The 26,896-nt window shown below is 30.2% G+C and carries 20 protein-coding genes and 2 tRNA genes; 14 read left to right on the top strand and 8 right to left on the bottom strand.

Annotated features, from left to right (window positions below; genetic code table 11):
- Nucleotides 1-173: 173 nt before the first annotated feature.
- Nucleotides 174-1,448, bottom strand: a complete 1,275-nt coding sequence (locus C820_RS12185) for an adenylosuccinate synthase (protein WP_035295445.1) — start codon at nucleotides 1,446-1,448, stop codon at nucleotides 174-176.
- Nucleotides 1,449-1,592: 144 nt separating this feature from the next.
- Here C820_RS12185 and C820_RS12180 point away from each other — a divergent pair, with 144 nt between their 5' ends.
- Together C820_RS12180 and C820_RS12175 are read left to right on the top strand one after the other, a co-directional pair.
- Nucleotides 1,593-2,135: a sigma-70 family RNA polymerase sigma factor gene (locus C820_RS12180; RefSeq protein WP_004033424.1), complete on the top strand. Its 543-nt coding sequence runs from the start codon at nucleotides 1,593-1,595 to the stop codon at nucleotides 2,133-2,135.
- On the top strand, nucleotides 2,128-3,603 hold the full coding sequence (locus C820_RS12175; protein WP_004033425.1) for a hypothetical protein: 1,476 nt from the start codon (nucleotides 2,128-2,130) through the stop codon (nucleotides 3,601-3,603). Before C820_RS12180 ends, C820_RS12175 begins: the two co-directional genes overlap by 8 nt.
- A gap of 52 nt (nucleotides 3,604-3,655) precedes the next feature.
- Here C820_RS12175 and C820_RS12170 read toward each other — a convergent pair whose 3' ends face one another.
- Both C820_RS12170 and C820_RS12165 read right to left on the bottom strand, forming a co-directional pair.
- Nucleotides 3,656-4,462 (bottom strand): hypothetical protein, encoded by an 807-nt coding sequence (locus C820_RS12170; RefSeq protein ID WP_004033427.1) that lies wholly within the window; start codon nucleotides 4,460-4,462, stop codon nucleotides 3,656-3,658.
- 120 nt (nucleotides 4,463-4,582) lie between these two features.
- The gene (locus C820_RS12165; protein ID WP_004033428.1) at nucleotides 4,583-5,602 is read right to left on the bottom strand and encodes a LacI family DNA-binding transcriptional regulator; all 1,020 of its coding nucleotides are present in this window, start codon (nucleotides 5,600-5,602) and stop codon (nucleotides 4,583-4,585) included.
- Between the two features lie 405 nt (nucleotides 5,603-6,007).
- On the opposite strand from C820_RS12165, the gene C820_RS12160 reads away from it, so the two are divergent.
- From C820_RS12160 to C820_RS12135, 6 genes are all read left to right on the top strand, one after another.
- Nucleotides 6,008-8,212, top strand: a complete 2,205-nt coding sequence (locus C820_RS12160; protein WP_004033429.1) for a PTS transporter subunit IIBC — start codon at nucleotides 6,008-6,010, stop codon at nucleotides 8,210-8,212.
- A gap of 33 nt (nucleotides 8,213-8,245) precedes the next feature.
- On the top strand, nucleotides 8,246-9,097 hold the full coding sequence (locus C820_RS12155; protein WP_004033430.1) for an endonuclease/exonuclease/phosphatase family protein: 852 nt from the start codon (nucleotides 8,246-8,248) through the stop codon (nucleotides 9,095-9,097).
- Between the two features lie 66 nt (nucleotides 9,098-9,163).
- Nucleotides 9,164-10,669 carry a 4-alpha-glucanotransferase gene (gene malQ / locus C820_RS12150; protein ID WP_004033431.1) on the top strand — a complete coding sequence of 502 codons (1,506 nt, stop codon included), beginning with the start codon at nucleotides 9,164-9,166 and terminating at the stop codon, nucleotides 10,667-10,669.
- 291 nt (nucleotides 10,670-10,960) lie between these two features.
- Nucleotides 10,961-12,157: a pyridoxal phosphate-dependent aminotransferase gene (locus C820_RS12145; RefSeq protein WP_004033432.1), complete on the top strand. Its 1,197-nt coding sequence runs from the start codon at nucleotides 10,961-10,963 to the stop codon at nucleotides 12,155-12,157.
- Nucleotides 12,158-12,228: 71 nt separating this feature from the next.
- Nucleotides 12,229-12,372 carry a hypothetical protein gene (locus C820_RS12140; RefSeq protein WP_004033435.1) on the top strand — a complete coding sequence of 48 codons (144 nt, stop codon included), beginning with the start codon at nucleotides 12,229-12,231 and terminating at the stop codon, nucleotides 12,370-12,372.
- 336 nt (nucleotides 12,373-12,708) lie between these two features.
- A tRNA-Arg gene (locus C820_RS12135) sits at nucleotides 12,709-12,781 on the top strand.
- A gap of 242 nt (nucleotides 12,782-13,023) precedes the next feature.
- Here the strand turns inward: C820_RS12135 and C820_RS12130 are convergent.
- Both C820_RS12130 and C820_RS14495 read right to left on the bottom strand, forming a co-directional pair.
- Entirely contained in the window at nucleotides 13,024-13,689 is a 666-nt protein-coding gene (locus C820_RS12130) for a helix-turn-helix transcriptional regulator (protein ID WP_004033436.1), read from the bottom strand.
- Nucleotides 13,690-13,786: 97 nt separating this feature from the next.
- Nucleotides 13,787-14,569 carry a PocR ligand-binding domain-containing protein gene (locus tag C820_RS14495; RefSeq protein ID WP_004033437.1) on the bottom strand — a complete coding sequence of 261 codons (783 nt, stop codon included), beginning with the start codon at nucleotides 14,567-14,569 and terminating at the stop codon, nucleotides 13,787-13,789.
- Nucleotides 14,570-14,796: 227 nt separating this feature from the next.
- Between C820_RS14495 and C820_RS12115 the strand changes: the two genes are divergently transcribed.
- Both C820_RS12115 and C820_RS12110 read left to right on the top strand, forming a co-directional pair.
- The gene (locus C820_RS12115; protein WP_004033438.1) at nucleotides 14,797-15,831 is read left to right on the top strand and encodes an eCIS core domain-containing protein; all 1,035 of its coding nucleotides are present in this window, start codon (nucleotides 14,797-14,799) and stop codon (nucleotides 15,829-15,831) included.
- A gap of 23 nt (nucleotides 15,832-15,854) precedes the next feature.
- Entirely contained in the window at nucleotides 15,855-17,024 is a 1,170-nt protein-coding gene (locus tag C820_RS12110; protein WP_162213019.1) for an eCIS core domain-containing protein, read from the top strand.
- Nucleotides 17,025-17,056: 32 nt separating this feature from the next.
- Here C820_RS12110 and C820_RS12105 read toward each other — a convergent pair whose 3' ends face one another.
- The 3 genes from C820_RS12105 to yunB all read right to left on the bottom strand — a co-directional run bounded on the left by C820_RS12105 (nucleotide 17,057) and on the right by yunB (nucleotide 18,813).
- Nucleotides 17,057-17,413 carry a hypothetical protein gene (locus C820_RS12105; protein ID WP_004033441.1) on the bottom strand — a complete coding sequence of 119 codons (357 nt, stop codon included), beginning with the start codon at nucleotides 17,411-17,413 and terminating at the stop codon, nucleotides 17,057-17,059.
- A 155-nt stretch (nucleotides 17,414-17,568) separates the two neighbouring features.
- Nucleotides 17,569-18,096, bottom strand: a complete 528-nt coding sequence (locus C820_RS12100; protein WP_004033442.1) for a hypothetical protein — start codon at nucleotides 18,094-18,096, stop codon at nucleotides 17,569-17,571.
- 87 nt (nucleotides 18,097-18,183) lie between these two features.
- Complete coding sequence (yunB, locus tag C820_RS12095; RefSeq protein WP_004033443.1) at nucleotides 18,184-18,813, bottom strand: sporulation protein YunB; 630 nt, start codon at nucleotides 18,811-18,813, stop codon at nucleotides 18,184-18,186.
- 229 nt (nucleotides 18,814-19,042) lie between these two features.
- Here yunB and C820_RS12090 point away from each other — a divergent pair, with 229 nt between their 5' ends.
- From C820_RS12090 to C820_RS12075, 4 genes are all read left to right on the top strand, one after another.
- The gene (locus tag C820_RS12090) at nucleotides 19,043-22,132 is read left to right on the top strand and encodes a transglycosylase domain-containing protein (protein WP_004033444.1); all 3,090 of its coding nucleotides are present in this window, start codon (nucleotides 19,043-19,045) and stop codon (nucleotides 22,130-22,132) included.
- Nucleotides 22,133-22,217: 85 nt separating this feature from the next.
- A tRNA-Pro gene (locus tag C820_RS12085) sits at nucleotides 22,218-22,291 on the top strand.
- A gap of 709 nt (nucleotides 22,292-23,000) precedes the next feature.
- Entirely contained in the window at nucleotides 23,001-25,550 is a 2,550-nt protein-coding gene (locus tag C820_RS12080; protein WP_004033445.1) for a type I restriction-modification system subunit M, read from the top strand.
- 1 nt (nucleotide 25,551) lies between these two features.
- Nucleotides 25,552-26,811 (top strand): restriction endonuclease subunit S, encoded by a 1,260-nt coding sequence (locus C820_RS12075; RefSeq protein ID WP_004033446.1) that lies wholly within the window; start codon nucleotides 25,552-25,554, stop codon nucleotides 26,809-26,811.
- Nucleotides 26,812-26,896 lie beyond the last annotated feature (85 nt).

Genomic DNA, 26,896 nt, shown 5'->3' with positions numbered 1-26,896 from the left:
ATATATACAACGACAAAGCAATATAGTAACAATAATTATAGTGTTATATATGCTATTTTAACAAATAAAACAATCAATAATATACAATCTATCCAAAAAACAAAGTAAATATACACTATATTTTTTTATTCGTTAAAAAAAGGGGAGAATATCTCCCCTCATAATATGAACTTTTAATACATTACAATATATTCTTCTCTTGCAGCACCTACAGAAACATATTTAATGTGACATTGTGACAATTGTTCTATATATTTAATGTAGTTTAATGCAGCTTTTGGTAAATCTTGAGGTTTTCTGCATTTTGAAATATCGCATTTCCAACCTTCTACATATTCTATTACTGGTTTTGCTGCTGCTAATTCTGCACCAATAGGAAATTCTTTTGTTTCTTTCCCATTTACAGTATAAGCAGTACAAACAGGAATTTTGTCTAAATAAGAAAGCACATCTAATTTTGTTAATGCTACTTCATCACAACCTTGTACTCTGATACCATAGCGAGAAGCAACTACATCAAATGCACCTACACGTCTAGGTCTACCAGTTGCAGCACCATATTCTCCACCAGCAGCACGAAGTGCTTCACCTTCTTCTCCAAACATTTCTACTGTGAAAGGTCCTTCTCCTACACAAGAAGAATATGCTTTCATAATACCTATTACATTTGTCAATTTTAAATTTGGAACGCCTGCACCAATAGGAGCATATGCGGCGATAGTAGAAGAAGAAGAAGTAAAAGGATAAATACCAAAGTCAATATCTCTCAAAGCACCAAGCTGTGCTTCAAACATTACTTTTTTGCCTTCTTTTACAGCATTGTTTAAATAGATGCTTGTATCACAAATATAATCTTTAAATTCTTGAGCATATTTATCTAACCAATCAAGCATATCATCATAACTTACTTCTGGAGCACCATATACATTTTGAATAGTTAAATTTTTCCAAGACAATATATTTTTTAAAGAAGCTCTGTATTGTTCAGGATAAAGTAAATCACCCATACGAATACATTTTTTCATATATTTGTCACCATATACAGGAGAAATACCACGTCTAGTAGAACCAAATTTTGCATCACCAAGACGGTCTTCTTCTAATATGTCAAGTTGTTTGTGATAAGGCATACAAATAATTGCTCTATCACTGATTTTTAAATTTTCTGGTGTAATTTTAACACCAGCATCTGTCAATTTTTTCTTTTCATTACTTAAATGCTCTAAATCAATTACCATACCAGTTCCCATGATATTTACGACATTTTCACGAAGTATACCAGAAGGTAAAAGATTTAATATAAATTTACCTTTGTCATTTATGACAGTATGACCTGCGTTATTTCCTCCTTGATAACGGGAAACGATATCATAATTTTCAGAAAGAAGGTCAACCATTCTTCCTTTTCCTTCATCTCCCCAGTTAATACCTACTATTGATGTTAACATAAGTAAAAACACACCCTTTCCAATGTGATGAATTGCAACGTATAAATTATAGTATACTTGGCTATATAAAATCAAGTTTTTCTGTTATTTCTGTCAGAAATTTGTTTTTTTATTACAATAGAATAGTATAAAGGGGGGAAATATATGGACAAAGAAGAACAAAAACTGCTAGAGTTACTTAAACAAAAACCAGATAAAGGTTTAGAGCAAATTATGAAGAAATATATAGGAATTTGTTATAGTATTGTAAAAAATCGTTTGGCAGATTTTTCACAACAAGAAATAGAGGAATGTGTTAGTGATGTATTTGTAGATATTTTTGATGGTAGAGAACATATTTCATTAGAAAAAGGTTCTTTAAAAACATATATTTGTGTCATTGCAAGAAGAAAGGCAGCACAAAAATATAAAAAACTTATACAAAAGCAGTCATTGCCATTAACAGAAGAATTTGCTATAACAAAAAATGAATATGAACAAATAGAAAACCGTTCTGTACTGCTGCAATGTATAAAAGAATTGGGAGAACCAGACAGCCATATATTTATTATGAAATATTATTTGGGATACAGCACAAAAATGATAGCAGAAAAATTTGATTTAAAACAAAATACTGTAGATAAAAAAGTACAAAGAGGATTGGAGAAATTAAAAAAGGTATTGCAGGGAGGTGTGTTTTATGAATAAAAATGTCAATGATTTTTTAGATAATATTACACAACAGGAATTAGAACAGTGGGAAGAAATACCTCTTATTACTATGGAAGACAGTATTACACAAAAAAGGATACAAAAAATGGTAAAAAAGAAATTAAAAAAGGGACATAAAAATACTGTTGCAATGACAGCAACAGCTTGTTTGATGTTGTTTGCTGTATTTTTGTCAGAACCTGTTAGGGCAGAATTGGAAAGAATATTTCATTTTATACCTAATATTGGTGTAGTAGAAAGTGATGTTGTATATGAAGTAGAAATGATTTGTGGAAAACTGCAAAAAGACAATGTCACAGTAGAATTAAAAGATTGTTATGTGAAAGGAGATTTTCTTTTAGGAACAATAAGCATTACAGATACAAGCCCCTATATTCATAAAGAGGAAATGTTTTCAGGTGAAAATATGACGATAGGGAAACAAATGGGTGAAAAATATACTATTACTTGGTATCATAATGGAGAACAAAGAGAACTTTTTTTTATAAAAAGTGGTGCAAATTTAAGAGATAATTTTAAACAAATAGAAAAAGAACTTCATCAAATTATAGAAAAATCAGAAAATGACTATTATGAAATAGGTGTAAATGGTTTTGAACAAAAACTATCATTTCGTTTGAAAGAAACAAAAGCAATATCAGATTTGAAAGGAATAGGAAATACAATAACACAATATGATACTTCTATTACAGCAAAAGCAGAAATGACAGAAAAAGGAGCAAAAATTGACTATTATGCTATTTGTTCAGAAGAAGCAAAAACAATACAGCAGTTTGGAGGATATAGGTCATATTTTGATTATATGCTATATTTTGAAACAATACCAAATGCGTATTATAATTGTTATTTAAAAACAAAAAGCGGTAATTTTGCAAAAATCATTACGGCAAAAAGTTTTATAGAAAATGGAGGAGAGGTCATATTTGATGCAACAAAAGAGGATTTCCCAGCAACATTTTATTATACAGCACTTTCTGCTAAAACAGACGAATGCGAATTTGTAGAGATACCTGTTCCAGAAATAGGACAAACAATACCATTAGATATTTGTATTCCTTTTCAATATGGCACAGTCAAAATACTTTCTGCTAATCATATACAGACAATAGACTATACTGGTGTTTATAAAGTAGATGAATATGGAAGAAATTATGCAGAAAAGGGTTCAATAGATAAATTGGTTTTAACTGTCAATATAGAGCCAAATCAAAAAGAAAGAGTATTGTATCATATTCGTACAAAAATAGCACAAGGGGACTATTATGGTGCATATGGTAGTGCCATTGATACCACACAGCAAAATGACATTTTTGGTAAAACAATTTCGTTTTCATTTTTGTCAGAAGAGTTTCAAAATGAAAATATAAAATCTATTCTATTACAGTTTGATGAGCCTACTTATTGGATAGGCAAAGAATATGCAATACCTGTTGCTATAGAATAATAAAGTAAAAAGGCATAATACTATCAAAAAACAGTAGTATTATGCCTTTTTATTATAATATTTTTTCATATAAAAACTCCAGTTTTCTTTTGTAATCTAATTCTATAAAATCCATAGGAGTGACACATTCCATTTTTTTATCAAAATAAGCAATACCTGCTTCACAAAGCAGATAATATACAAATTGAGAACAAAACATAATATTAGGTAAAAAAGAATGTTTTAATAAAAGTCCTATAGTATTGTAAGAACTGCCTTCGACATTTATCTTTTCTATTTTAGAAATCATACATTTTTTCTGTTCTGGTGTTGCACGCATTTGATACACAATAATGCAAGCTCCTTCTTTTTTGCGTAAATGTTGCACTGTTTCAGCGTTTAATCCCGGAGGAGAAATATTTTGACCATTATTATAACTCATAAGTGTTTTTAGTTGTGCATCAAATGCAATAGAAGCATGATTATAGTTCTTTTTTGTAAATAATGAAATCAATTCGCTTGCGGGAGTACCTGTATCAGAAAGCACAATGTAAATATAACCATTATTTACTGTTTGATAAGACTGCTGTATGATTTCATTGCTTATACTGTATTTATTGCAGTATTGAAAAAAGTGATGTCTGGGTAAATCTTTTAAAACTTCTTTTAAATTATAACATAGAAATTTGATATTATGTTGTTTTGTAACAAAAGTAGTATTTTGATACAAAAGCGTATAAAATAGTACAGAAATAGCTATGATACAATATAGCATACTATATTGCTGTATAACTACAATTATAATAAACAATATAGTATATTGTATTTTGATAAATTCTGTTATTTGCTTCTGTTTTTTCATTTTGTTATAGTAATACATTGTAAACCCTCCTGTCGTTTTATATATTCTATTATCAATAACGACAGTAAAAGCCAATTTATTACAGCATTAATAAAATGTTAAGTTTTTGTTTCGTTTTTTGTAATAGTATTTTTTTTATCATATTTCTCTGCAACTTTCTCTTACAATAAGAGAGTGTGGTACAATAATTTTTGTTGCAAGTAAATTAGGATTTTCAATGTGGTTAATTAGCTGTGACGCTGCTTCTATACCTAATTGATGAGAGTTTACATCAATAGAAGTAAGTTGAGGGGATGTAATGCGTGCAAACAGTGAATTATTAAATGAAACAATAGATAAATCTTTAGGTATATAAAGTCCTTTTTTGGCACAAGCTTGTTCCAATGCAACAGCTAATATATCATCGCTTGCTACAACAGCAGTAGGCTTTTGCTGTTGTTCCAATAATGTAGAAAAAGGTTCTGCATTATCCATAGTATGCTTGTCTATTTCAACACAATAATTTTCACGAAAAGGTAAGCCGTGATTTTCTAATGCTTTTTGATAACCTGCTTTTCTTTCTGCTGAAAAATACATATTGCTTTCTATTCCTACATAAGCTATATTTCTATGACCTAATTGATATAAATATTCCGTTGCTTCTATGCCTGCTAAAAAGTTATCATTGTCAATATAAATTGTCTGATTTACAAACTGTTTTGCCTTTCCAATTAAAACATATAAAAGACCTTCGTTATATAAATAATCTATTACAGCATCATCTTGTTTGGCGTATAATAGTATAAATCCTCCCGTTTTCTCTTCTTTGACAAGCGTTTGTATTGCTTTTAATATTTCATATTCATCTTGTCCTGTTATGACTGTGCTGATATATCCTCTAGTATTACAAAATTGACTTATGCCCCTTATTACTTCCAAATGAAAAGAATTTTCATAAACATCTCTGGAAGAAGGAGGTAATATAATACTGAGCATAATAGGAGAATTTTCTTGCTCAATAGTATTTTGAATATTTGGCTCATATCCTAACTGTGCCATAGCATAACGCACTTTTTGTTTTGTTTCTTTACTGATAGAGGGGTGGTTTTTGCACGTTCTGGATACTGTAGAAGGTGATACACCAGCTAATGCAGCAACTTCTTTTATTGTAACAGCCATAAATAACACTTCCTTTCGTTTAAGCAAATTTACGCAAATATTTAAAAATAATATGCTATGATTTCATTATAAAAAACAGTTTTTTAAAAGTCAATAAAAGCAATAGTATTACAGATATTTTCTCTATATTAGTAATTTTAAATACTCTAGTATTGTTATATTGCATAAAATAAAAATAAAAAATTTATATATTATGGAGAAATTGTATTTTATTATGAAATTTTGATTGATTTTTTGCTGCAAAAGAGATATATTGATATTGCGTAAAATAAATGCAATATCAATGCAATAAAAAATATATTTATGAATATTTGCATAAATATTGTTTCACATTTGCATAAGCATTGATAGCATAATTATTGTTTTAGGGTATATAAAGTAATCATAAAGAAAGGGAGGATATTTATGACTAACGAAAATAAAATTTCAATTATTGCTCCTTTATCAGGAGAAATTGTTGCACTGGAAAAAGTGCCAGACCCTGTTTTTGCAGAGAAAATAGTAGGAGATGGTATTGCAATATTACCTGATAATGGTAAAATTTACAGTCCAGTAAATGGAAAATTAGTTTCTGTTGCAGCAACAAAACACGCTTTTGGTTTTCTTTCAGAGGAAGGACTAGAAATGTTGATACATTTTGGTCTGGAAACAGTAGGATTAAATGGAGAGGGATTTACAGTACATAAACAAGAAGGTGAAGATGTAAAAGTAGGGGATTTGATAGCAGAAGTAGATGTTGACTTTATTAAAAGCAAAAATTTACCTACCATTACTCCAGTGCTGATATGTGCAGGATTAGATAATAAAACAATGGAAACTGCTTCAGGAAAAGTAGAAGCAACAAAAGATGCTGTACTTGTTGTTACACCAAATGCACAGCAGTCTTCAGTACAAACACCAACACAAGAAGCTGTTGTAGTAGAAACAACACCTACAGTAGAGGCAGCACCAACAGAAAAGAAAAAGAAGGCAATAATAGACTTTGACTTTTTACAGAAACTAGGCAAAGTACTTATGACAGTTATTGCAGTTATGCCAGCAGCAGGTTTTATGCTTAGTTTGGGAAAACTGATACAAATGGCAGGTACCGACGTCAATTTTATTTATTTAGTTGGAAGCACTATGGAAAATATAGGTTGGGCAATTATAAATAACTTACATATTTTGTTTGCAGCAGCAATAGGCGGTTCTTGGGCAAAAGAAAGAGCAGGCGGTGCATTTGCAGCAGTAATTGCATTTATATTGATTAACCGCATTACAGGTGCAGCATTTGGTGTTACAGAAGCGATGCTTTCAGAAGCAGGAGCAGTAGTACATTCTATACTGGGACAGGAAATGTTAGTTGAAAATTATTTCACATCTGTATTAGGAGCACCAGCATTAAATATGGGTGTATTTGTAGGTATTATAGCAGGTTTTGTAGGTGGCGTTGTTTATAATAAATTTTATAACTTTAGAAAATTGCCAGATGCCTTAGCATTTTTTAATGGTAAAAGATTTGTACCTTTGGCAGTTATAGCATATTCTACAGTAATTTCTATTATTATGATAGTAATATGGCCAGTAGTACAGTCAGGTATTAACGCATTTGGTATTTGGATAGCAAATTCTTCTTCCACATCACCAATATTAGCACCATTTATTTATGGAACATTAGAACGTTTGCTTCTTCCATTTGGTTTACACCATATGCTTACAATACCTATGAACTATACTGCATTTGGTGGAACTTATGTAATGCAAACAGGTATCAATGCAGGTTCAGAGGTATTCGGTCAAGACCCACTTTGGTTAGCTTGGGTAACAGATTTAATCAATTTTAAAGATGCTGGAGATATGGCAAGTTATACTAATTTAATGGAAACTGTTACACCAGCTCGTTTTAAAGTAGGTCAAATGATTGGTGCAACAGGTTTGCTTATGGGTATTGCACTAGCTATGTATCGTAGAGTAGATAAAGAGAAACAACATAATTATCGTTCTATGTTTTTCTCTACAGTATTAGCAGTATTTTTGACAGGTGTTACAGAGCCATTAGAATTTATGTTTATGTTCTGTGCATTACCGCTTTATATTGTATATGCAGTATTGCAAGGTTGTGCATTTGCTATGGCAGGTGTTATGGATTTACGTTTGCACTCTTTTGGAAATTTAGAATTTTTAACACGTGTACCAATGTCATTAAAAGCAGGATTAAGTGGTGACATTATTCATTTTATTATTTGTTGTGTTGCATTTTTGATAATAGGCTATGTGGTGGCATATTTTATGATAGGAAAATTCCAATTTGCTACACCAGGTAGATTAGGTAACTATGAAAATGAAGAAGGCGAAGAAGAAACAACAGAAGGTACTTCTACAAATAAAGGTGATGGAAATAGCCAGCCAGAAAGAATTATAGCACTTTTAGGTGGTCGTGAAAATATTGTGCTAGTAGATGCTTGTATGACACGTTTGAGAGTAACAGTAAAAGACCCTTCTAAAGTAGCAGATACACCTGCGTGGAAGGCAGAAGGTGCCAAAGGATTGGTAAAAAAGGATACAGGTATACAGGCAATTTATGGGCCAAAAGCAGACGTATTAAAATCTGACATTAATGATATATTATAAATTGTGTTTGAAAAATAGAAAGGGCGAATTGTTATGAAATTATTAACATTGAATACACATAGCCTTCAAGAAGAAAATTACCTCCAAAAATTGGAGCAATTTGTTCAAACAATTTGTCAAGAAAAACCAGATGTAGTTGCATTACAGGAAGTCAATCAATCAGTTAATGCTATTGTTGCTGAACAAAAATTTTTAAAGGGATATGTACATTGTTCAAATAATGAAATACCTATACGAAAAGACAATCATGCGGCACAAGTAGCTTTTCGTCTTTTTGAAAATGGAATTACTTGCTCTTGGACGTGGATTTCTGCTAAAATAGGATACGGGATATATGATGAAGGTATGGCGTTGTTGTGCTTAAATGGTGAAATTGTACAAACAGACAGCTTTTTTATAAGTGAGTGCCAAGATTACCAGTATTGGAAAACACGCAAAGTATTGGGAGTGCAAATAAGCGGTTGTAAAGATTGGTTTTATACGGTGCATATGGGGTGGTGGAAAGATGAACAAGAACCATTTTTAGCACAGTGGGAAAGATTTAAAAGTACTTTAAAGCAAAAACATAATGCTACCACAGTATGGCTTATGGGCGATTTTAACAGTCCCGCAGAAACACAAGGACAAGGATATGACGCTATTAAAAATTCTGGCTGGTATGATAGCTATACTATAGCAGAACACAAAGATAAAGGTACTACTGTAGAGGGTAGTATTGATGGCTGGAAAGATGACAAACACAATGAACAAAAATTAAAAGGCATGAGAATGGATTATATTTGGTGTAACAAAATATTACCTATAAAATATAGTGAAGTGCTGTTTAATGGCATCAAACAGCCTAAAGTATCAGACCATTATGGTGTGTGTATTGAAACAAAATAATAAAATATCGAAACACTTATAAATATGGAATATGTTGATTTTAAAAAAAGAAAGGAGGAATTATTTATGAATAGAGCAGCAGGAATATTGCTTCCTATTACAAGCCTGCCTTCAAAATATGGTATAGGTTGTTTTTCAAAAAGTGCCTATGATTTTGTAGACTGGCTAAAAAAAGCAGGTCAAACTTATTGGCAAATATTGCCTCTTGTACCAACAAGCTATGGTGACTCACCTTATCAGTCATTTTCTACATTTGCAGGAAATCCTTATTTTATTAGTTTGGAGGCACTCATAGAAGAAGGTGTTTTGACACAACAAGAATGTGATACAGCAGATTTTGGTGATAATGAAAGAGAAATTGACTACCAAAAAATGTATGAAAACCGTTATACTCTTTTAAGAAAAGCCTATGAACGTAGCAATATAACACAAAATGAAAATTATTTACGTTTTGTAAATGAAAATAGTTGGTGGCTGTCTGATTATGCACTTTTTATGGCAGTAAAATCAAGATTTGGTGGTGTTACATGGACACAGTGGGCAGAGGATATTCGATTACGTTGGGGATATTCTATGGACTATTATAGAAAAGAGCTTTATTTTGACATTGAATTTCATCAGTATATGCAGTTTAAATTTTTTGAACAATGGTATGCTTTAAAATCATATGCTAATGAAAAAGGTATTCGTATTATAGGTGACATTCCCATTTATGTAGCATTAGATAGTGCAGATACTTGGGCACACCCTGAATTGTTTCAATTAGACGCTCAAAATATACCTTATGCAGTAGCAGGTTGTCCTCCAGATGGCTTTTCTGAAAATGGTCAGTTGTGGGGTAATCCTTTGTATAAATGGGATTATCATAGAAGTACTGGCTATAATTGGTGGGTTGAACGTATGCAATATTGTTTTAGAATGTATGATGTGGTGAGAATTGACCATTTTAGAGGATTTGATGAATATTTTTCAATTCCTTATGGTGCAACAACAGCAAGAGAAGGACATTGGGAAAAAGGGCCAGGTATAGAATTGTTTCGCTGTATAGAAAACCGCTTAGGCTGGCATGAGGTAATTGCGGAAGATTTAGGTTATGTTACAGATAATGTACGTCAGTTAGTGCGTGAAAGTGGTTTTCCTGGTATGAAAGTATTAGAATTTGCTTTTGACTCTAGAGACTCCGGCTCAGCAAATGACTATTTACCACATAATTATATTGAAAATAGTGTTACTTATACAGGCACACATGACAATGAAACCATTGTAGGCTGGTTTGACTCTATTACAAAACAAGAACAAGTGTTAGCAAGAAATTATTTATGCGACCACTATACCCCAAAAGAAGAATTATATAAATGTTTTATATCGCTTGTTATGAGAAGTAATTCAAAAACTTGTATCATTCCTATGCAAGATTATTTAGGCTATGACAATATTAGTCGTATCAATAAACCTTCCACAGTAGGAAATAACTGGAAATGGAGATTGACACAACAAGAATTAACAGAAGAATTACAACAAGAAATACTTTCTTTGACAAAACGTTATGGTCGTATGAACTGGAGTGAATAAAGTCATAACAGCTTTATAATTTATTACTTTGTTTTCTGCGGGAATACCCGTCAGATATATATCTCCTCTTATATTATAGTATTTACTATAATAAAAACAAATGCAAAACAAAAAAAGAAGTCATATAATTGACTTCTTTTTTTGATATACTCTTAAATTTTAGTTGAGAAACAAAATAAAACAAATTATAATAGAGTTGGTAAGTAATATCAAAATGAAAAAGTATTTATAATGGTACAACAAATTAAAAAAATACTTTTATTAGAAACAGAAAATCAAAGGAGAAGAAGCATGATTTCAAAAAATATGCAGAAATTGATTAAAAAAAGTGAAGGGATTAGCAGCTTATTTTCAGATGCTAGAAAATTAAAACAACAATATGGTGCAGAAAATGTGTATGATTTTGGTATAGGTAATCCTAATGTCAAAGCACCAGAAAGTATCAATCAAACAGCAATTAAAATATTGCAACAACAAAATTCTTTACAAATTCATGGCTATACAGATAGTATAGGATATGAGGACGTACGCAAAAAAATTGCAAACAGTATTAATCGCCGTTTTGATACAGAGTTTGATGCAAAAAATATTGTTATGACAGTAGGGGCAGCGGGAGGATTAAATGTAATATTTAAAGTAATTTTAAATCCACAAGAAGAAATAATTACATTTTCTCCTTATTTTAGTGAATATGATGCTTATGCTATGAATGTTGGAGCAGTATTGAATGCTGTACCTGCTAATACAGAAACATTTTTACCTGATTTGAATACATTTGAAAAATATATCACACCTAAAACAAAAATAGTATTGATAAACTCACCTAATAATCCTACAGGTGTAGTATATGATGAAAGTATTATTGCAGAAATAGGCTGTATATTAGAAGAAAAACAAAAAGAGTATGGTACAACAATTTATTTAGTTTCAGATGAACCTTATAGAGAGTTGGTATATGATGGTGCAGAAGTGCCTTATGTGCCTCATTATTATAAAAATACCATTGTAGCATATTCTTTTTCAAAATCTCTTTCATTGCCAGGAGATAGAATAGGATATTTGGTTTTGCCAAGTGAATTATGTGACTATGAACAAATTGTGCAGGCGGCAGAAGTAGCAACAAGAGTACTAGGATTTGTCAATGCACCTGCTTTACAACAAAAAGTAGTAGCAGAATGTTGCGACGAATTGACAGATGTTGCATATTATGATGCTAATAGAGAATTGCTTTACACTGCACTGCAACAATATGGATATCAGTGTATTAAGCCACAAGGAGCTTTTTATCTTTTTGTAAAGGCATTAGAACAAGATGATAAAGCATTTTGTAAAAAAGCACAAGAATATAGGCTTTTGCTTACACCAGCAACAGGGTTTGGCTGTGCAGGATATGTGCGTATTGCATATTGTGTTTCAAAAGAAACAATACAAAATGCTTTACCTTATTTTAAACAATTAGCACAATATTATGGTGTAATAAAAGAATAATATATTTGTTTGGTAACACTTTTATTTGTTGTAACATAATATGATACTAATTAAGAGAGGGGGAAAATAATATGTATTGTTTTGGAAAAGATTTTACAAACGAAACAGAAATAAAATCCCTTTTAGAAGAATATTTAAAAAACAAAAAAATAGAAAATAATGCAGAATATCATAATACAGAAAATCAACAAAAATTGCGAACAGCTTTGTATTAACAATATAAAATCTCTCATGATGAAATATGAGAGATTTTTGTTTTATTTTATTACAATAAAATGGTTATTCTTTTTCATAGTAACTTTTATTATATAAATATATCTGTTATACTATACTAATAAAAAATAAAAATGTGATACAATATAGTACACTTATAAAAGAAATAATAAATATTACAGAGTATTTTTGCATAGTCTAAACAATATCACAAACAGAAAAGTGAAAATATTATTGCAATATCAAAAATGAAACTATTATACAATAAAGTGATAATATTGTCTATATAAAATTTGTTTGACAGAAGTTTTTTTTGCTTGTAGAATGATAAGTTGTATGCACTCTTAGCTTAGTGGAAAAAGCGTTCGGCTCCGGACCGAAAGACCGCAGGTTCGATTCCTGTAGAGTGCATAACCGCCTTTGATTTTTCAAAGGCTTTTTTTATAATATAAAACAGCTATATTAAAAATCATCATGAAAAGTATTTTCTTTTTATAATGTTTTTATAAAACTAGAACAAATATTTGTATATTATAATAAATTTCATTTCTGTATATTAAATTAGACTATATATAATAAAGAAGGAACTTTTTCACTTGTGAAAAGTTCCTTCTTTTGTTTGAAAAATTTTATTTTTTATTGCTTTAGAAATATTATTTATTAATATTTCGTATGTGCATATAAACAGTATTTTTAGAAATACCTAAATGATTTGATATTGTAATAACAGAGTCTTTTAAATTAAATATTCCTCTTTGATAGAGCATAGAAACAATTTCTTTATTTTTATTAGAGGAGGAAATAGACAAATCGTTATACACTATTTTTTTGACTTCTTCTAATGCACCTATCATTAAATCTTGTGCATTATCAACAAAGTTTTCAGAAATATTATTTTCACTTCCTATAATACCATTGTTCATAAAAGAATTTAAAAATTCAGATAGAGGAGTATCTAAAAAAATATTGATACAAAATAAACCAATTACTTTATGATATTGCCCATAAATAGCAGCAATAGAAGATTTAATTTGTTCTCCTCTTTTATTTTTGGAAAAATAAGTAATAAATTTGGGAGCTTCTTCTTCTTCTAATTTGGAAAGCATAGAAAGTGCAATGTCTGTAATAGGAGCACCTACCATACGCCCAGAATGATTACCATTTACGATTTTAATAATAGAGGAGTCTAAACTCTCTAGGCTATGTATGACAATTTCGCAGCTGCTTCCTAAAAATTCACCTAAAGCATCTGCAATATTTTTGTAGGATTCCAATATCATTTTATCACTTTCTGTAAGTAATACAGTAGGGTTTTTCATGACAAAATCTCCTTAGCATAGTATAGTAATAACTTCACAGTTTTATTATAATAAAATATGTTATATAGCATTAATGACATTTTATATAAATAATATATTATGTTGTAAAAGCACTTTCTAAATTTTCTACAGCATTGTTTATAGTGTGTGCATTTTGTATAATAGTTTTATAAATTTCAGCAGAGAACTCGCAAAGATGCCCCATTTCATTTGCTACAACACGAAAACCTGTGCCTGCTTCTCCTGCACGTCCTGCTTCTATTGCTGCATTAACAGAAAGCATTCTTTGTTGTTGTGACATTTTTGTTAATTCTTTTGTTTTAGAAGTAATTTCTCTTGCTTTTGTTATCATAGTATTTAATTCTTGTTCTAAAATAGGAATTTTTATTTCATTTCTTTTTAATATATATCTAAAATTTACAAAAGTATTTATCATTTCTTTTAACATAGCTGTCGCTGCTCTAATAGATTTTTCAGAACAAACAGTAACTTTTTTAAGTGCTTCAATATACTCAAATTCTGGTATATTTAATTCTTTTGCCATTACTTTAAATTGTTCTATATCTGGCTTTTTAGAAAGTACTTGTCCTCCTAATATACTTCCATATTGTACACCATTTATTATAATAGGCTCTGAAAAATCCATTAAACCTGCATGGCAAAAATAAGTACCTTTTCCTTCAGCATCACATTTTTCACACTTTTTCATGCCAATAGAAGAGTTTCTTGTATATTTCATACAGAAATCTGTAAAATGACTAGGTTTTGTAATAAATGCACCATTTAAGTCTACTATAACTGCTGCTATACCAGTAGCATCAGAAAACATATTCTGTATTTGCTGTAGTTCTTTTAAGTCGATAATATCTAATAGTTCCATGTTTGCTTCCTTTCTGTTGTAATATAGTATCATATTTTTAGCAATGATGCTATTATCTCTTTATAAAAAGTTTATATTAAATTATTTCATATTTTTGAAACAAAATCAAGTAAATTTTGTTTATAAATATAAAGTGATATATTGTCGAATTTTGTCGATAAATCGTGAATTTTGTGTTATAATAGCTATATTAATACCAAGTTTTACATAGGAAAAGGAGGAGTGTCATGTATCAACAGGGAAAAAACTATGATAATATACCTGATATAACACAAAAAAAACAATATGAAACAACAATACCATATCATTTAAAATATAATATAGAAAAAATTTTTGGAATATCTATGAGTGATGTTAAAGTACATTATCATTCTGACAAACCAGCACAACTCAATGCACTAGCATATACGCAAGGAACAAATATCTATATTGCATCAGGACAAGAGAAATATTTAAAACATGAATTGATACACGTAGTGCAACAAAAACAAGGTATTGTTAAGCCTACTACCATAATAAATGGTATTGCTGTAAATAATGACCCTATATTAGAAAAAGAAGCAGATATGCAATATATTAGAAAAAAGCCTCCAAGCAGTAATATTAGTATAGATGTAGTGCAATGTATGTTTGACTCTCAAACATTAGCACACAATATCAATGCACCAGAAGGCACACAAGCACATCATATTATTCCTATACAAGTAATACAAGAAGGTTTGGAGATGTGTACATTTCCATTAAGTGAATTTGATAAAGCATGGAATGGTATTGCTTTGCCAAGTAAGTATGTTTGTAATTATTTGCCTATACATCATGGCAGACATAACAACTATACTACTGCTGTTAAAAAATATATAGGACAAAATAATATGTATAGATTAGTAACAGACTTAAATTATGCCCAACAAACAGCACAACACTTTAGAAATATTATTGAAAACTATATTTTTGAAGGAGTAACACAGCTAAATAATATCAATTTGTATTTTAGAAATATAGGACGTCAAGCAATGTACGATTTTATACGATTAGAAAATTTAGAAAAAAGTAAAATAAAATATGGTGATTTGAGTGCTGTAGATTGGGCAAATTTAATTAGTTTTTATATTAAAATACAAATAGAAGGGGAATTGACAGAAGAAGAAAAAAATTGGGTACGTGTTATTACAAATAATGGAAGTATTATAAGCAATATAGAGGAACAGGTATATATACAACATAAAATTGGTGCTAGATTAAAAGGTATAAGGGAGTTATAATGATATTTAAAAGGGGTGATAGTATGTTTTTGTCACAAAAAGAGTATAAAAATACTGTTTCTCAAAAAAAAGAAACTATTTTACCACAAAAAGAATATAAAACACCACAACATTATGCTACTATGCCTGTTATGATACAAAAAAAGAAAAATGATACAGGTATACCAAATGATTTAAAACAAAATATAGAAAATCGTTCTGGCTTATCTATGAATGATGTCAAAGTACATTATCATTCTGATAAACCAGCACAGCTACAAGCATTGGCATATACACAAGGTACAAACATTTATATTGCATCAGGACAAGAAAAACATTTAGCACATGAATTAGTACATGTAGTGCAACAAAAACAAGGTATTGTGAAACCTACTATGAAAATAAATGGTGTTAGTGTAAATAATAATGCAATATTAGAAAAAGAAGCAGATAATGGCTATATTAGAACAAAAAATAATAGTGGTGTAACAACAGAAGTTACACAATGTATGTTTGACTCTCAAACATTAGCAAAAAATATTAATGCACCAGAAGGCACACAAGCACATCATATTATTCCTATAGAAATAATAAAAGAGGCATTACAGAGAACTGAAATAATAGATTTAGAAGAATTTGACAAAGCATGGAATGGTATTGCTTTACCTACCTATTATCAAAATCGAACTAGAGGAAAACGCCTACCTGAACATCGTGGCAGCCACAGTAATTATACCAATACAGTAGCAGAATATATTAGTGACGAAAACATAGTAAATATTGTATTAGATTTGGACTATGCAAAAAATATAGCAAATTATTTTAGAGAAATAATACAAGATTTTGATGTACAAAATGTAACACATATTGATGATATACAAAAGTATTATACAGAAGTCGGATTGAAAGCTATGCTTGATTTTGTAAAAATGAGAAGCTTAGAAACAAAGCAGCAAAATTTAATGCAAGAGTTAGAGGAATTTCAGGAAAAATATCCAAATCGCCGATATAATGAACAAAGGTTTCAATTAACTAATTTTGAGCAAAGAGAATTAGAAAGATTATATGAAAGTGGTGCAGAAGAATGCCTAGATGACCAAGAAAAAGATTATATATTGAGTGTTGTAGGAGAGCAATATATTATTAGAGATTTATACAAAGAAAAAGGTTTAGGTCTTCAAATTGGAAAGCGACTAAGGGGATTTTCTAATTAACATAAAAAAAGAGGTGTATTACACCTCTTTTTTTACGATAGAATATTGTGAAAAATATGGTAGAATATAATAAATAACATACTCATTATAACAGAAATTATTATCAAATGTTTTATTTCATTAATATATAAATGTTGTATTTGTTGTTGTTTACTTTTTTTGTTTATGTAAAAGCACAATAAAAAGACATATAAAATCAAAATAATAAATAAAATTGTTTTGATTTGAATAGAAGCAATAGAATATCCTACTATAAATAGTATCAAACGAATATGATTTTTTTTATATTGTAAAGGAAGTCTGTTATTAAAATTGTAAAGTATGTCTTTTGTGATATATATCATATAATCAATATAAAATAGTATAGAAATACAATTTAATACTACCATAACATTACCACCTTTATTATATTGTATTTATAGTAATGATACTATAATGTACCTTATTTTTCTATACCCAATTAAAAAAAGGACATATTATACTATATGTCCTTTTCTAAAATAGCAAATCTGAAATGTTTTCTCTATCATTATTTTACTACATTTTATTCTTCTACTTCCAAAGGAAGCCATTTTACAGAAATTCTATTTTGCATACCTTTTATGTCTAATTCTTCATCAAATAAGTCTTTGTCAATGGAAATATATTTTTGATTATCTCCAAAAAATTGTACTTCAAATGGCTGCAACACACCATCTAAAAATACAAGCATTTCTGTGCAATAAATATTCAAATAGCCACCTTCACTTAAAATATGTTTTTCTAGTTCTTGTTTAGAAGCAAATGTTGCTAAAACCCATTCTCCTGTCTGTCCTGTCATATCGTAAAGTTGATAGCCGTGAAAAAATAGTTTTTCTTCTCCAGTAGAACCTTTATCTTCATTTGCTTTACCTTTTACAAATAATGGTTGACCATTTTCTCCATTTTTAATGACTTCTACTCCTTTAATATAACAATCTACAAATTTTTTAACTTCTTCTGTTTTATTTGTATTTTTAATTACATTGTAGTCACCATGGTCATAACAATAACTTCCTAATTCCTCTAAAAAAACACGTAATGTTTTTTCCATAATATAAAACCTCCTAAATACTAAAAAATGATAATTTTTGCTATTATGTTGCATTAAATACTATTGTAACAGCAATATAAACAAATTTCAATTCCCTAAAGTCATATATCTTTCTGGTACAGTACCATTTATAATGGTATCTACAAGCATTATTTTTCTGCTTACAGACATTGTTTCACTTCTGAGAGGATTTACAATTCTAATGTCCATGCGAACATTTAACCATATTTTAAAATTAGTTTGATTGATGCCCTCTGCTGAAAATGAAGTTTCATAATCTACAGAAGCTATTCCCATAGGTTTGATATAAAAAGGAATATTTGGCCCTACATTAGAAAACATTTCTATACCAGTAATGACTCCTATGGGAATAGAAATATGTTCTTCTGCTATTTTTTCCATACCTTGCGTAATTGCTATACTTACGCTACTACAGAATGTGTTTATAAGTATAGTATTAACAGAAACTGCTGTATTGTCTTGCTGTTTTTCTATAAAAAAATCAGAAGAAGTAATGTTCAATTCTTTTATGGTATTTTGGACTGCTTTGTCTATAATAGTATTTGCTGTTGATTTAGATTGTATGTGCGAAATTTCTACAACTGTTTTAAAAATTTTAGTATCATACAATATCAATATCGTAAATATGATAGAAGTAAGTACCAAAAACAATAGAAATAGTTTCATAAAACGGTGTACTCTTTTATTTTTTTTCAATTTGTATCACTCCTACAAAAAGACATTTTAAAAATTGTTCCTTTTATTTATGTATTGTGTTAAAAAAGAGAAGTATTACAAAAACAATAGATGAAAACGTACAAAAATAATACAAAAAAAGGCTTTTTTTTCAAATAATTAATAAAAGTAATAAATTTGTAAGAGAAAAACCTTTCTAAAATGGAGTATATCTGTTATAATCAGTTCATATGAGGGAGGTTTTTGGAACATGGACGAACCAAAAAACACACAATATCCATCAAGGCAACAGCGTCCCACACAGCAACGCCGTCCTCAACAAGGGCAATCTCATTATATGGGTCAAAATGCTTCTTATTCTTACAATACAGGACAAAAACCATATAATAACTATTATAGTAATATATCTCAAAGACAACCAACAGGGCAAAGGCAAATGGGACAAATGCCGCCAAATACAACACAAAGGTCACAATATCCGCCGCAAAGACAAATGATGTCAACACAAAGACAACCTTCTGGACAAAGACAAACTACAGGACAGCGTCCTCCGTCTTCACAACAACGTTCTCAAATGCAGCAACGTCCTCAACAAAACAGAAGGAGAAAAAGAAAAAAGAAAAAAAGTATTATAGGTAAAATATTTAAATTTTTATTTATTACAGGTATGATACTTTGTTTTGCTATAGGTGGTGCAGCACTGGGTATGGTTATGGGTATTATAGAGGGTACAGACAATATAAATGTTGCCGATGTTGTACCAGAGTCTTATACTTCATTTATTTATGATAGTGCAGGAAATGAAATTGACAGTTTGCACGGAAAAGAAAACAGAGAATATGCAAAATTAGAAACAATACCTGTCAATTTACGTAGAGCTGTAATTGCTATTGAGGACGAAAGATTTTATCAGCATAGTGGTATTGACATAAGAGGTATGGCAAGAGCAATGATTACTAATATCAAAAGTAAAAGTTTTGAACAAGGTGCTTCTACATTAACACAGCAGCTTATTAAAAATGAAGTGCTGACAAATGAGAAGAAAATACAAAGAAAAATAAAAGAGCAATATTTAGCAGTAATATTTGAAAAAGATTTAGAAAAAACACTCGGCTCAAAAGAAAAAGCAAAGGACTATATTTTAGAATTATATCTTAACACTATAGCATTAAATCATGGTTTAAATGGTGTACAATCTGCTTCTAAATTTTATTTTGGAAAAGAAGTTAGTGATTTGACATTAGCAGAGTCTGCTTGTATTGCTGGTATTACAAAAAATCCTTCTCGTTATTCTCCTATTAGTAATCCAGAAGAAAACAAAAAACGTCAAATTACTGTATTAGATAAAATGTTAGAACTGGGTTATATTTCTGATGGAGAATATACACAGGCTAAAGCAGAAGACATTTATTCAAAATTAGTAGGAAGTATTACGGAAGAAGTCAGCGGCGAAGCGAAACATAGTTATTTTGTAGATGCTTTAATTGAACAAATTGCAAGTGATTTGCAAAATGAAAAGGGTATGACAAAAGCACAGGCATATGACAAAATTTATAGTGGTGGTTTGAAAATCAATGCTACAGTGGATATGAATATGCAAGGTATTATGGAAGAAGTTTATCAAGATGACTCTTTTTTCCCTTCTTCTGATAATACAATAGAGGCAACATATACTATTTCCATTATGGATACAGAAACAGAAAAACAAAGTCATTATTATGAAACAAAAACAGTAAATTCTGAAGAAGAAGCACAGGCTTTTGCAGCGGAAGTAAAAGCAAAATATGAAGATGCTGCACATCAAATGGTAGCAGAAAAATTATCTATGTCATCATCTTTACAATCTGCAATGGTGATTATGGACTATCATAATGGCGAAATTAAAGCGTTGATAGGTGGTAGAGGTCAAAAACAAGGTGATACAGTATTTAATAGAGCAACACAAGCATTACGTCAACCTGGTTCTTGCTTTAAAATTTTATCTGCCTATGCTCCTGCGATAGATATGGGATTATTAATGCCTGGTTCTATTATTATTGATGCACCTTTAAAAGTTGGTGAAAAAGAATTCCAAAACTGGGATAAAAAATATAGAGGTGCTACTACAGTAAGAGAAGGCGTCACTCGTTCTATGAATATATTAGCTGTTAAAGCACTCATGCAGGTGGGTTATGACAAATCTTATGAATATTTGGAAAACTTTGGTTTTACTTCTTTAGTAGATGAAGAAGAAAGAAATGGCCAAATTTTTAGTGATAAAGGTGCAGCACTTGCATTAGGCGGTATTACAGATGGTATTTCTGTATTAGAATTAACAGGAGCATATTCTGCTATTGCTAATGGTGGATTACATTATGAACCTAAATTTTATACTACTATTTATGACCATGATGGTAATGTATTTTTGGAAAATAAAGACGAACCAGTAAGAGTATTAAAAGAAACAACAGCATATTTACTTACTGATATGATGAAAGATGTTGTAGTACGTCGTCAGTATTATGCAACAGGTACAGCTGCAGCAATACCGGGCATGAGTGTCGCAGGAAAAACAGGTACTACTACAGATGATAAAGACCTGATGTTTGCAGGATATACACCATACTATTGTGGTGCAATATGGTTAGGATATGATAATCCAAAAACAATGACAAATAGTGGTACAGTACATTTAAAAATCTGGAAAGAAATTATGTCAAGAATACATGAAGGAAAAGAAGATACAGGATTTTCACGTCCTGACGGTATTGTATCTAGAAGTTTTTGCTCTGCATCAGGAATGGTACCACAGTCCATTTGTAGCAGAGATTATTATGGTAATGCTATTGGCTCTGATTTGTGTGCTTCTGATTTTGGTTCTTCTACAGAAGCGTGCAATTATCACAAAAGTTATTCTGTAGATTTATCTACTGGAAAATTAGCAAATTCTCACTGTAGAGCAACAAGTGTTGTATTGGCTGTTGACCCTGAAACAGGCGATATTGTGAATAAAGCAACAGGGGCTGATGGTAAAGTAGATATTGATATTCATAGTACTTGTACTGTACACAGTGCTAGTAATCCAGGATTTGTGAAACAACCTCCAAAACCAGACTCTGATATTCCTATTGGTGGTGATTATCCAGAGCAAAATAACACTGAAAATAACAACGAAAATGATAACAATAATAATACTAATAACAATACTACGAATAATACAGTGCCTGATAATAGTACTACTACAACACCATCTGTACCAGAACCAATAATACCTGAGCCTCCTCCTCCAGTAGCTGAGCCAGAACCGGAACCTGCTCCTATTGTTGGTATTGACTCTATGGCACCTATTGGTTCAGAATAATAAAAAATACTCCCTTTTTTATAAGGGAGTATTTTTTTAAATATATTGACAAAATATTTTTTTTTTAGTAAAATGTAAAAGTCGTCGAGGCGTGGCTCAGCTTGGTAGAGCGCTACATTAGGGATGTAGAGGTCGCAAGTTCAAATCTTGTCGCCTCGACTGCTTCAAAAGTGCTGTAAACTCAACGTTTTTAAGTGTTGCAGCACTTTTTTGTTTTCTCTTTTTACTTTCAAAATATACATAATTTATCATAATCATCGTTATATATCAAAAATTATGCAAGTCAGATGCAAGTCAACCTCCTTTTTCATATTTATACAATTTTATATTATATTTATACATCACCTTTCCATGAAGTCAGACAACAGCATAAAATAATAAAAAAACACTCCTTATATTTCAGAAGTGTTTTTTACATAACAAATATGATTTTTACTATATTTACAAAACTTTCATAATCTTTTCTTTTACTCTCTTACTAATTTTATTCACTGTAGAAACACTATAATCCATTTATTCAGAGATACTTTTTAGTATACTTGAATACTTTTGATATTATTTCTAATCTCTGTAAAAAGAACTTTTTATTATTAGATTTCCATTTTTTGAATTAAAAAGAATTGTAGAATAACTTTTTTTGTTTTTCTTTTTGTAAAAAACCTATTAAAATGATAGGAGATAAATTAGTATAATTGTACCTCTATGCTTTTATTTGAAATATAGAACTTATATTGAATTTTCTAATTTTTGTGCTATACTGATTACACTTATATTTAAAAAAAGATTTAGAAATATTAGTATACGTCAATTAGCATAGTATAAATAAATTGAATAAAATAAATAATATGGATATAATCGGAGGGAAATTATGAATAAACAACAGCTAGCAGCAAAAATTTGGGAGTCTGCAAATAAAATGCGTTCTAAAATAGAAGCAAATGATTACAAAGATTACATTTTAGGTTTTATATTTTATAAATTTCTTTCAGAAAAAGAAGTGAAGTATCTTAAAGAAAATGATTGGACAGATGAATATATTACTGAACTAGTAGAGGAAGATACTGAAATAGTTGAAAGTGTTCAAAAAAATTTAGGTTATTTTATTTCTTATGAAAATTTGTTTTCTACTTGGCTTATAAAAGGGAAAGATTTTAGTGTTCAAGATGTTCGCGATGCTCTTTCTGCTTTTAATCGTTTCATTAACGTTACACACAAAAAAGTATTTGATGGAGTATTTGATACTTTGCAAACTGGATTATCCAAATTAGGAGATAGTTCTGCTTCTCAATCAAAAGCAATTAGGGACCTTATTTATTTAATTAAAGACATTCCAATGGACGGAAAACAAGACTATGATATTATTGGTTTTATATATGAATATCTTATTAGTATGTTTGCAGCGAATGCAGGAAAAAAAGCAGGAGAGTTTTATACTCCTCATGAAGTTTCATTACTTATGTCTGAGATTGTAGCTGACCATTTAAAAGATAGAACAGAAATAAAAATATATGACCCTACAAGTGGCTCAGGTTCGTTACTTATTAATATTGGTAAAAGTGTAGCGAAATTTATAGAAAATGAAAATAACATAAAATACTATGCTCAAGAATTAAAACAAAATACATATAACCTTACCAGAATGAATTTGGTTATGAGAGGCATTTTACCGGACAATATTGTAACTCGTAATGGGGATACATTAGAAGACGATTGGCCATATTTTGATGAAAATGACCCAGTGGGTACTTATGACCCATTATATGTAGATGCAGTAGTATCAAATCCGCCCTATTCTCAGGTTTGGAATGCCACAGATAAAGAAACTGACCCTCGATATGCTCGTTTTGGACTTGCACCAAAAGGAAAAGCTGATTATGCTTTTTTGTTACATGACCTTTTTCATATTAAGAGTGATGGTATTATGACAATTGTTCTCCCACATGGTGTATTGTTTCGTGGTGGTGAAGAAGGCGAAATTCGTAAAGGCCTTATTGAACAAAACCATATCGATGCTATTATTGGTTTGCCAGCGAATATATTTTTTGGAACAGGTATTCCGACTGTTATTATAGTATTAAAACAGAAGCGTTTCAATACAGATATTATTATTGTTGATGCTTCAAAAGGTTTTGTAAAAGTAGGAAAAAATAATAAACTTCGTGCTTCTGATATTAAGAAAATAGTAGATGTAGTAACACAACGTAAAAGTGTTGAAAAGTTCTCAAAAGTTGTTAGTAGAGATGAAATAAGAAAAAATAATTATAATTTGAATATTCCAAGATATGTTGACTCATCTGAAGCTGCTGAGTCTTGGGACATATATGCTTCTATGTTTGGTGGGCTTCCACTTTCTGAAATAGATGAACTTAAGGCATATTGGAGTGCATTCCCAAAATTGAGAACTACATTATTTGAAAACATATCTTCTGATTATTGTAATTTAATAGTTGATGATGTAAAAAAAGTCATAAAACAACAACAAGATGTTTTATTATTTGAACAAAACTATAGAGCTACTTTTTTAGGTTTTGATGATTATTTATATCATGAACTTATTGACAATATGAATACTCTAAATATTTCTAAAGCAGAAGATATGTTTTCAGCAAATATATTCGAGCGTTTAAAAAATATTCCGTTAGTTGATAAATATGAAGTGTATCAATTACTTGACGATGAATGGACAAAAATTGCTGTTGATTTGGAAATTATACAAACAGAGGGCTTTGAAGCGACAAAAAAAGTTGACCCTAATATAGTTTTGAAAAAAAAGAATGGAAAAGAGCAAGAAGTGCAGGAGGGTTGGATAGGTCGAATTATGCCTTTTGATTTAATTCAAAATACACTTCTTATAGATGATAAAAATGCGTTGAAATCAAAAGAAAACCGTGTTACAGAAATTGCTTCTGAATATGAGGAGCTGTTTAATTCTCTTACAGAAGAAGAAAAAGAAGGTAGCTATGTAAGTGAGGACGGTTTTATAAATTCAGAGATTAAAAAAGTATTGAAATCAGATGACATTGAACCAGAAACAAAACAAAAACTAAATAAAGTGTTAGATCTTAATACTGAGGAAAAAGAACTGAAAGCTACAATTAAAAAAGAAATTATACTGCTTGAAAATAAAACAAAAAAAACAATAGAAGAACTTTCTGATGAACAGGTGATTGAGCTTCTAAAAGAAAAATGGGTAAAATCGCTTATTCATAATATTATGAAACTGCCTGATAGTATTGTAAATGAGCTGGTATCAAAACTTGATGCTATTGCTAAAAAATATGAAACGACATTTGCTGAAATAGAAAAACAAATTGCAGATACTGAAGCAACTCTTGCAAAAATGATTGATGATATTGAAGGTAATGAATATGATATGCTTGGACTTGCAGAGTTTAAAAAACTGCTGGGAGGTATATAAAGTGACAAAAAAAGAGGTAAAACCTCAAATTAGATTTGCTGGTTTTGAGGAAGATTGGCAACGATGTAAATTAGATGAGATTACGACAATGCACGCAAGAATTGGGTGGCAAAATCTAAGAACATCGGAATTTCTGAATAGTGGAGAATATATGCTTATTACTGGAACAGATTTTGAAGATGGAATAATAAATTATTCTACTTGTCATTATGTAGAACAAGAACGATATGAACAAGATAAACATATTCAAGTAAAAAATGGAAGCATTTTAATTACAAAAGATGGAACACTTGGAAAGGTAGCTTACGTTCAAGGGTTATCAATGCCCGCAACACTAAATGCTGGAGTATTTAATGTAGAAATAAGAAATAAAGATGAAGTGGACAGTAAGTATCTATTTCAATACTTAAAAGCACCGTTTTTAATGAAGTATGTAGATAAAAAAGCTACTGGTGGTACTATAAAACACCTCAATCAAAACATACTTGTTGATTTTCCAATTGTTATGCCAACTAAAGTAGAACAAAAACTGATAGGACAGTATTTCGAGCAACTAGATAACATTATTACACTTCATCAGCGTAAGTACGACAAATTGACCAATATCAAAAAATCAATGCTAGAAAAAATGTTTCCGAAAAAGGGTTCAGATGTGCCAGAAATTCGTTTTAAAGGATTTTCTGATAATTGGGAGCAACGTAAGGTTACTGAAATTGCGAAAATATATATTGGCTTAGTTACAACTATGACTAAACACTATACTGATGAGGGTACTCTACTTATAAGAAATTCAGACATTAAAGACGGAAGATTTGAGTTTGGAGATAGTCCGATATATTTAGAAAAGTCATTTGCACAGAAAAATGAATCCCGAATGCATCAGCTTGGTGATATAATTACAGTACATACAGGAGATGTTGGTACTTCCGCTGTAATCACTCAAAATGAAGCAAAATCAATAGGTTTTGCGACTATAGTAACTCGTCCAGATAGTGAAATAATTAATTCAAATTATCTTTGTTCATTTCTCAACACTGATAAGCATAAGAAATGGGCAGTAGGAATTTCTACTGGTGATGGGAGAACAAATTACAATTTGGGAGATTATTGTGAGTTAGTTGTTCCAGTTCCGTCAATTAAAGAACAGCAGAAGATTGCTGCCTTTATTCAAAAAGTAAATGACCTTATCACACTTCATAAGTATAAATTAGAAAAACTAAAAGACATTAAAAAAGCGTGTATTGAAAAGATGTTTATTTGAATAAATAGATTGTTTTTAAAAAAGCAGTTTTAATTGAAATACTGTCTGAAAAAGAAATAGGGAAAATTTAAGAAACTGCTAGGAG

Source organism: Clostridium sp. MD294 (assembly GCF_000364165.2).
GTDB lineage: Bacteria > Bacillota > Clostridia > Lachnospirales > Anaerotignaceae > Coprocola.
Note: the sequence above shows the minus strand (reverse complement) of the source record. Positions and strands in the feature narration are given on the sequence as shown.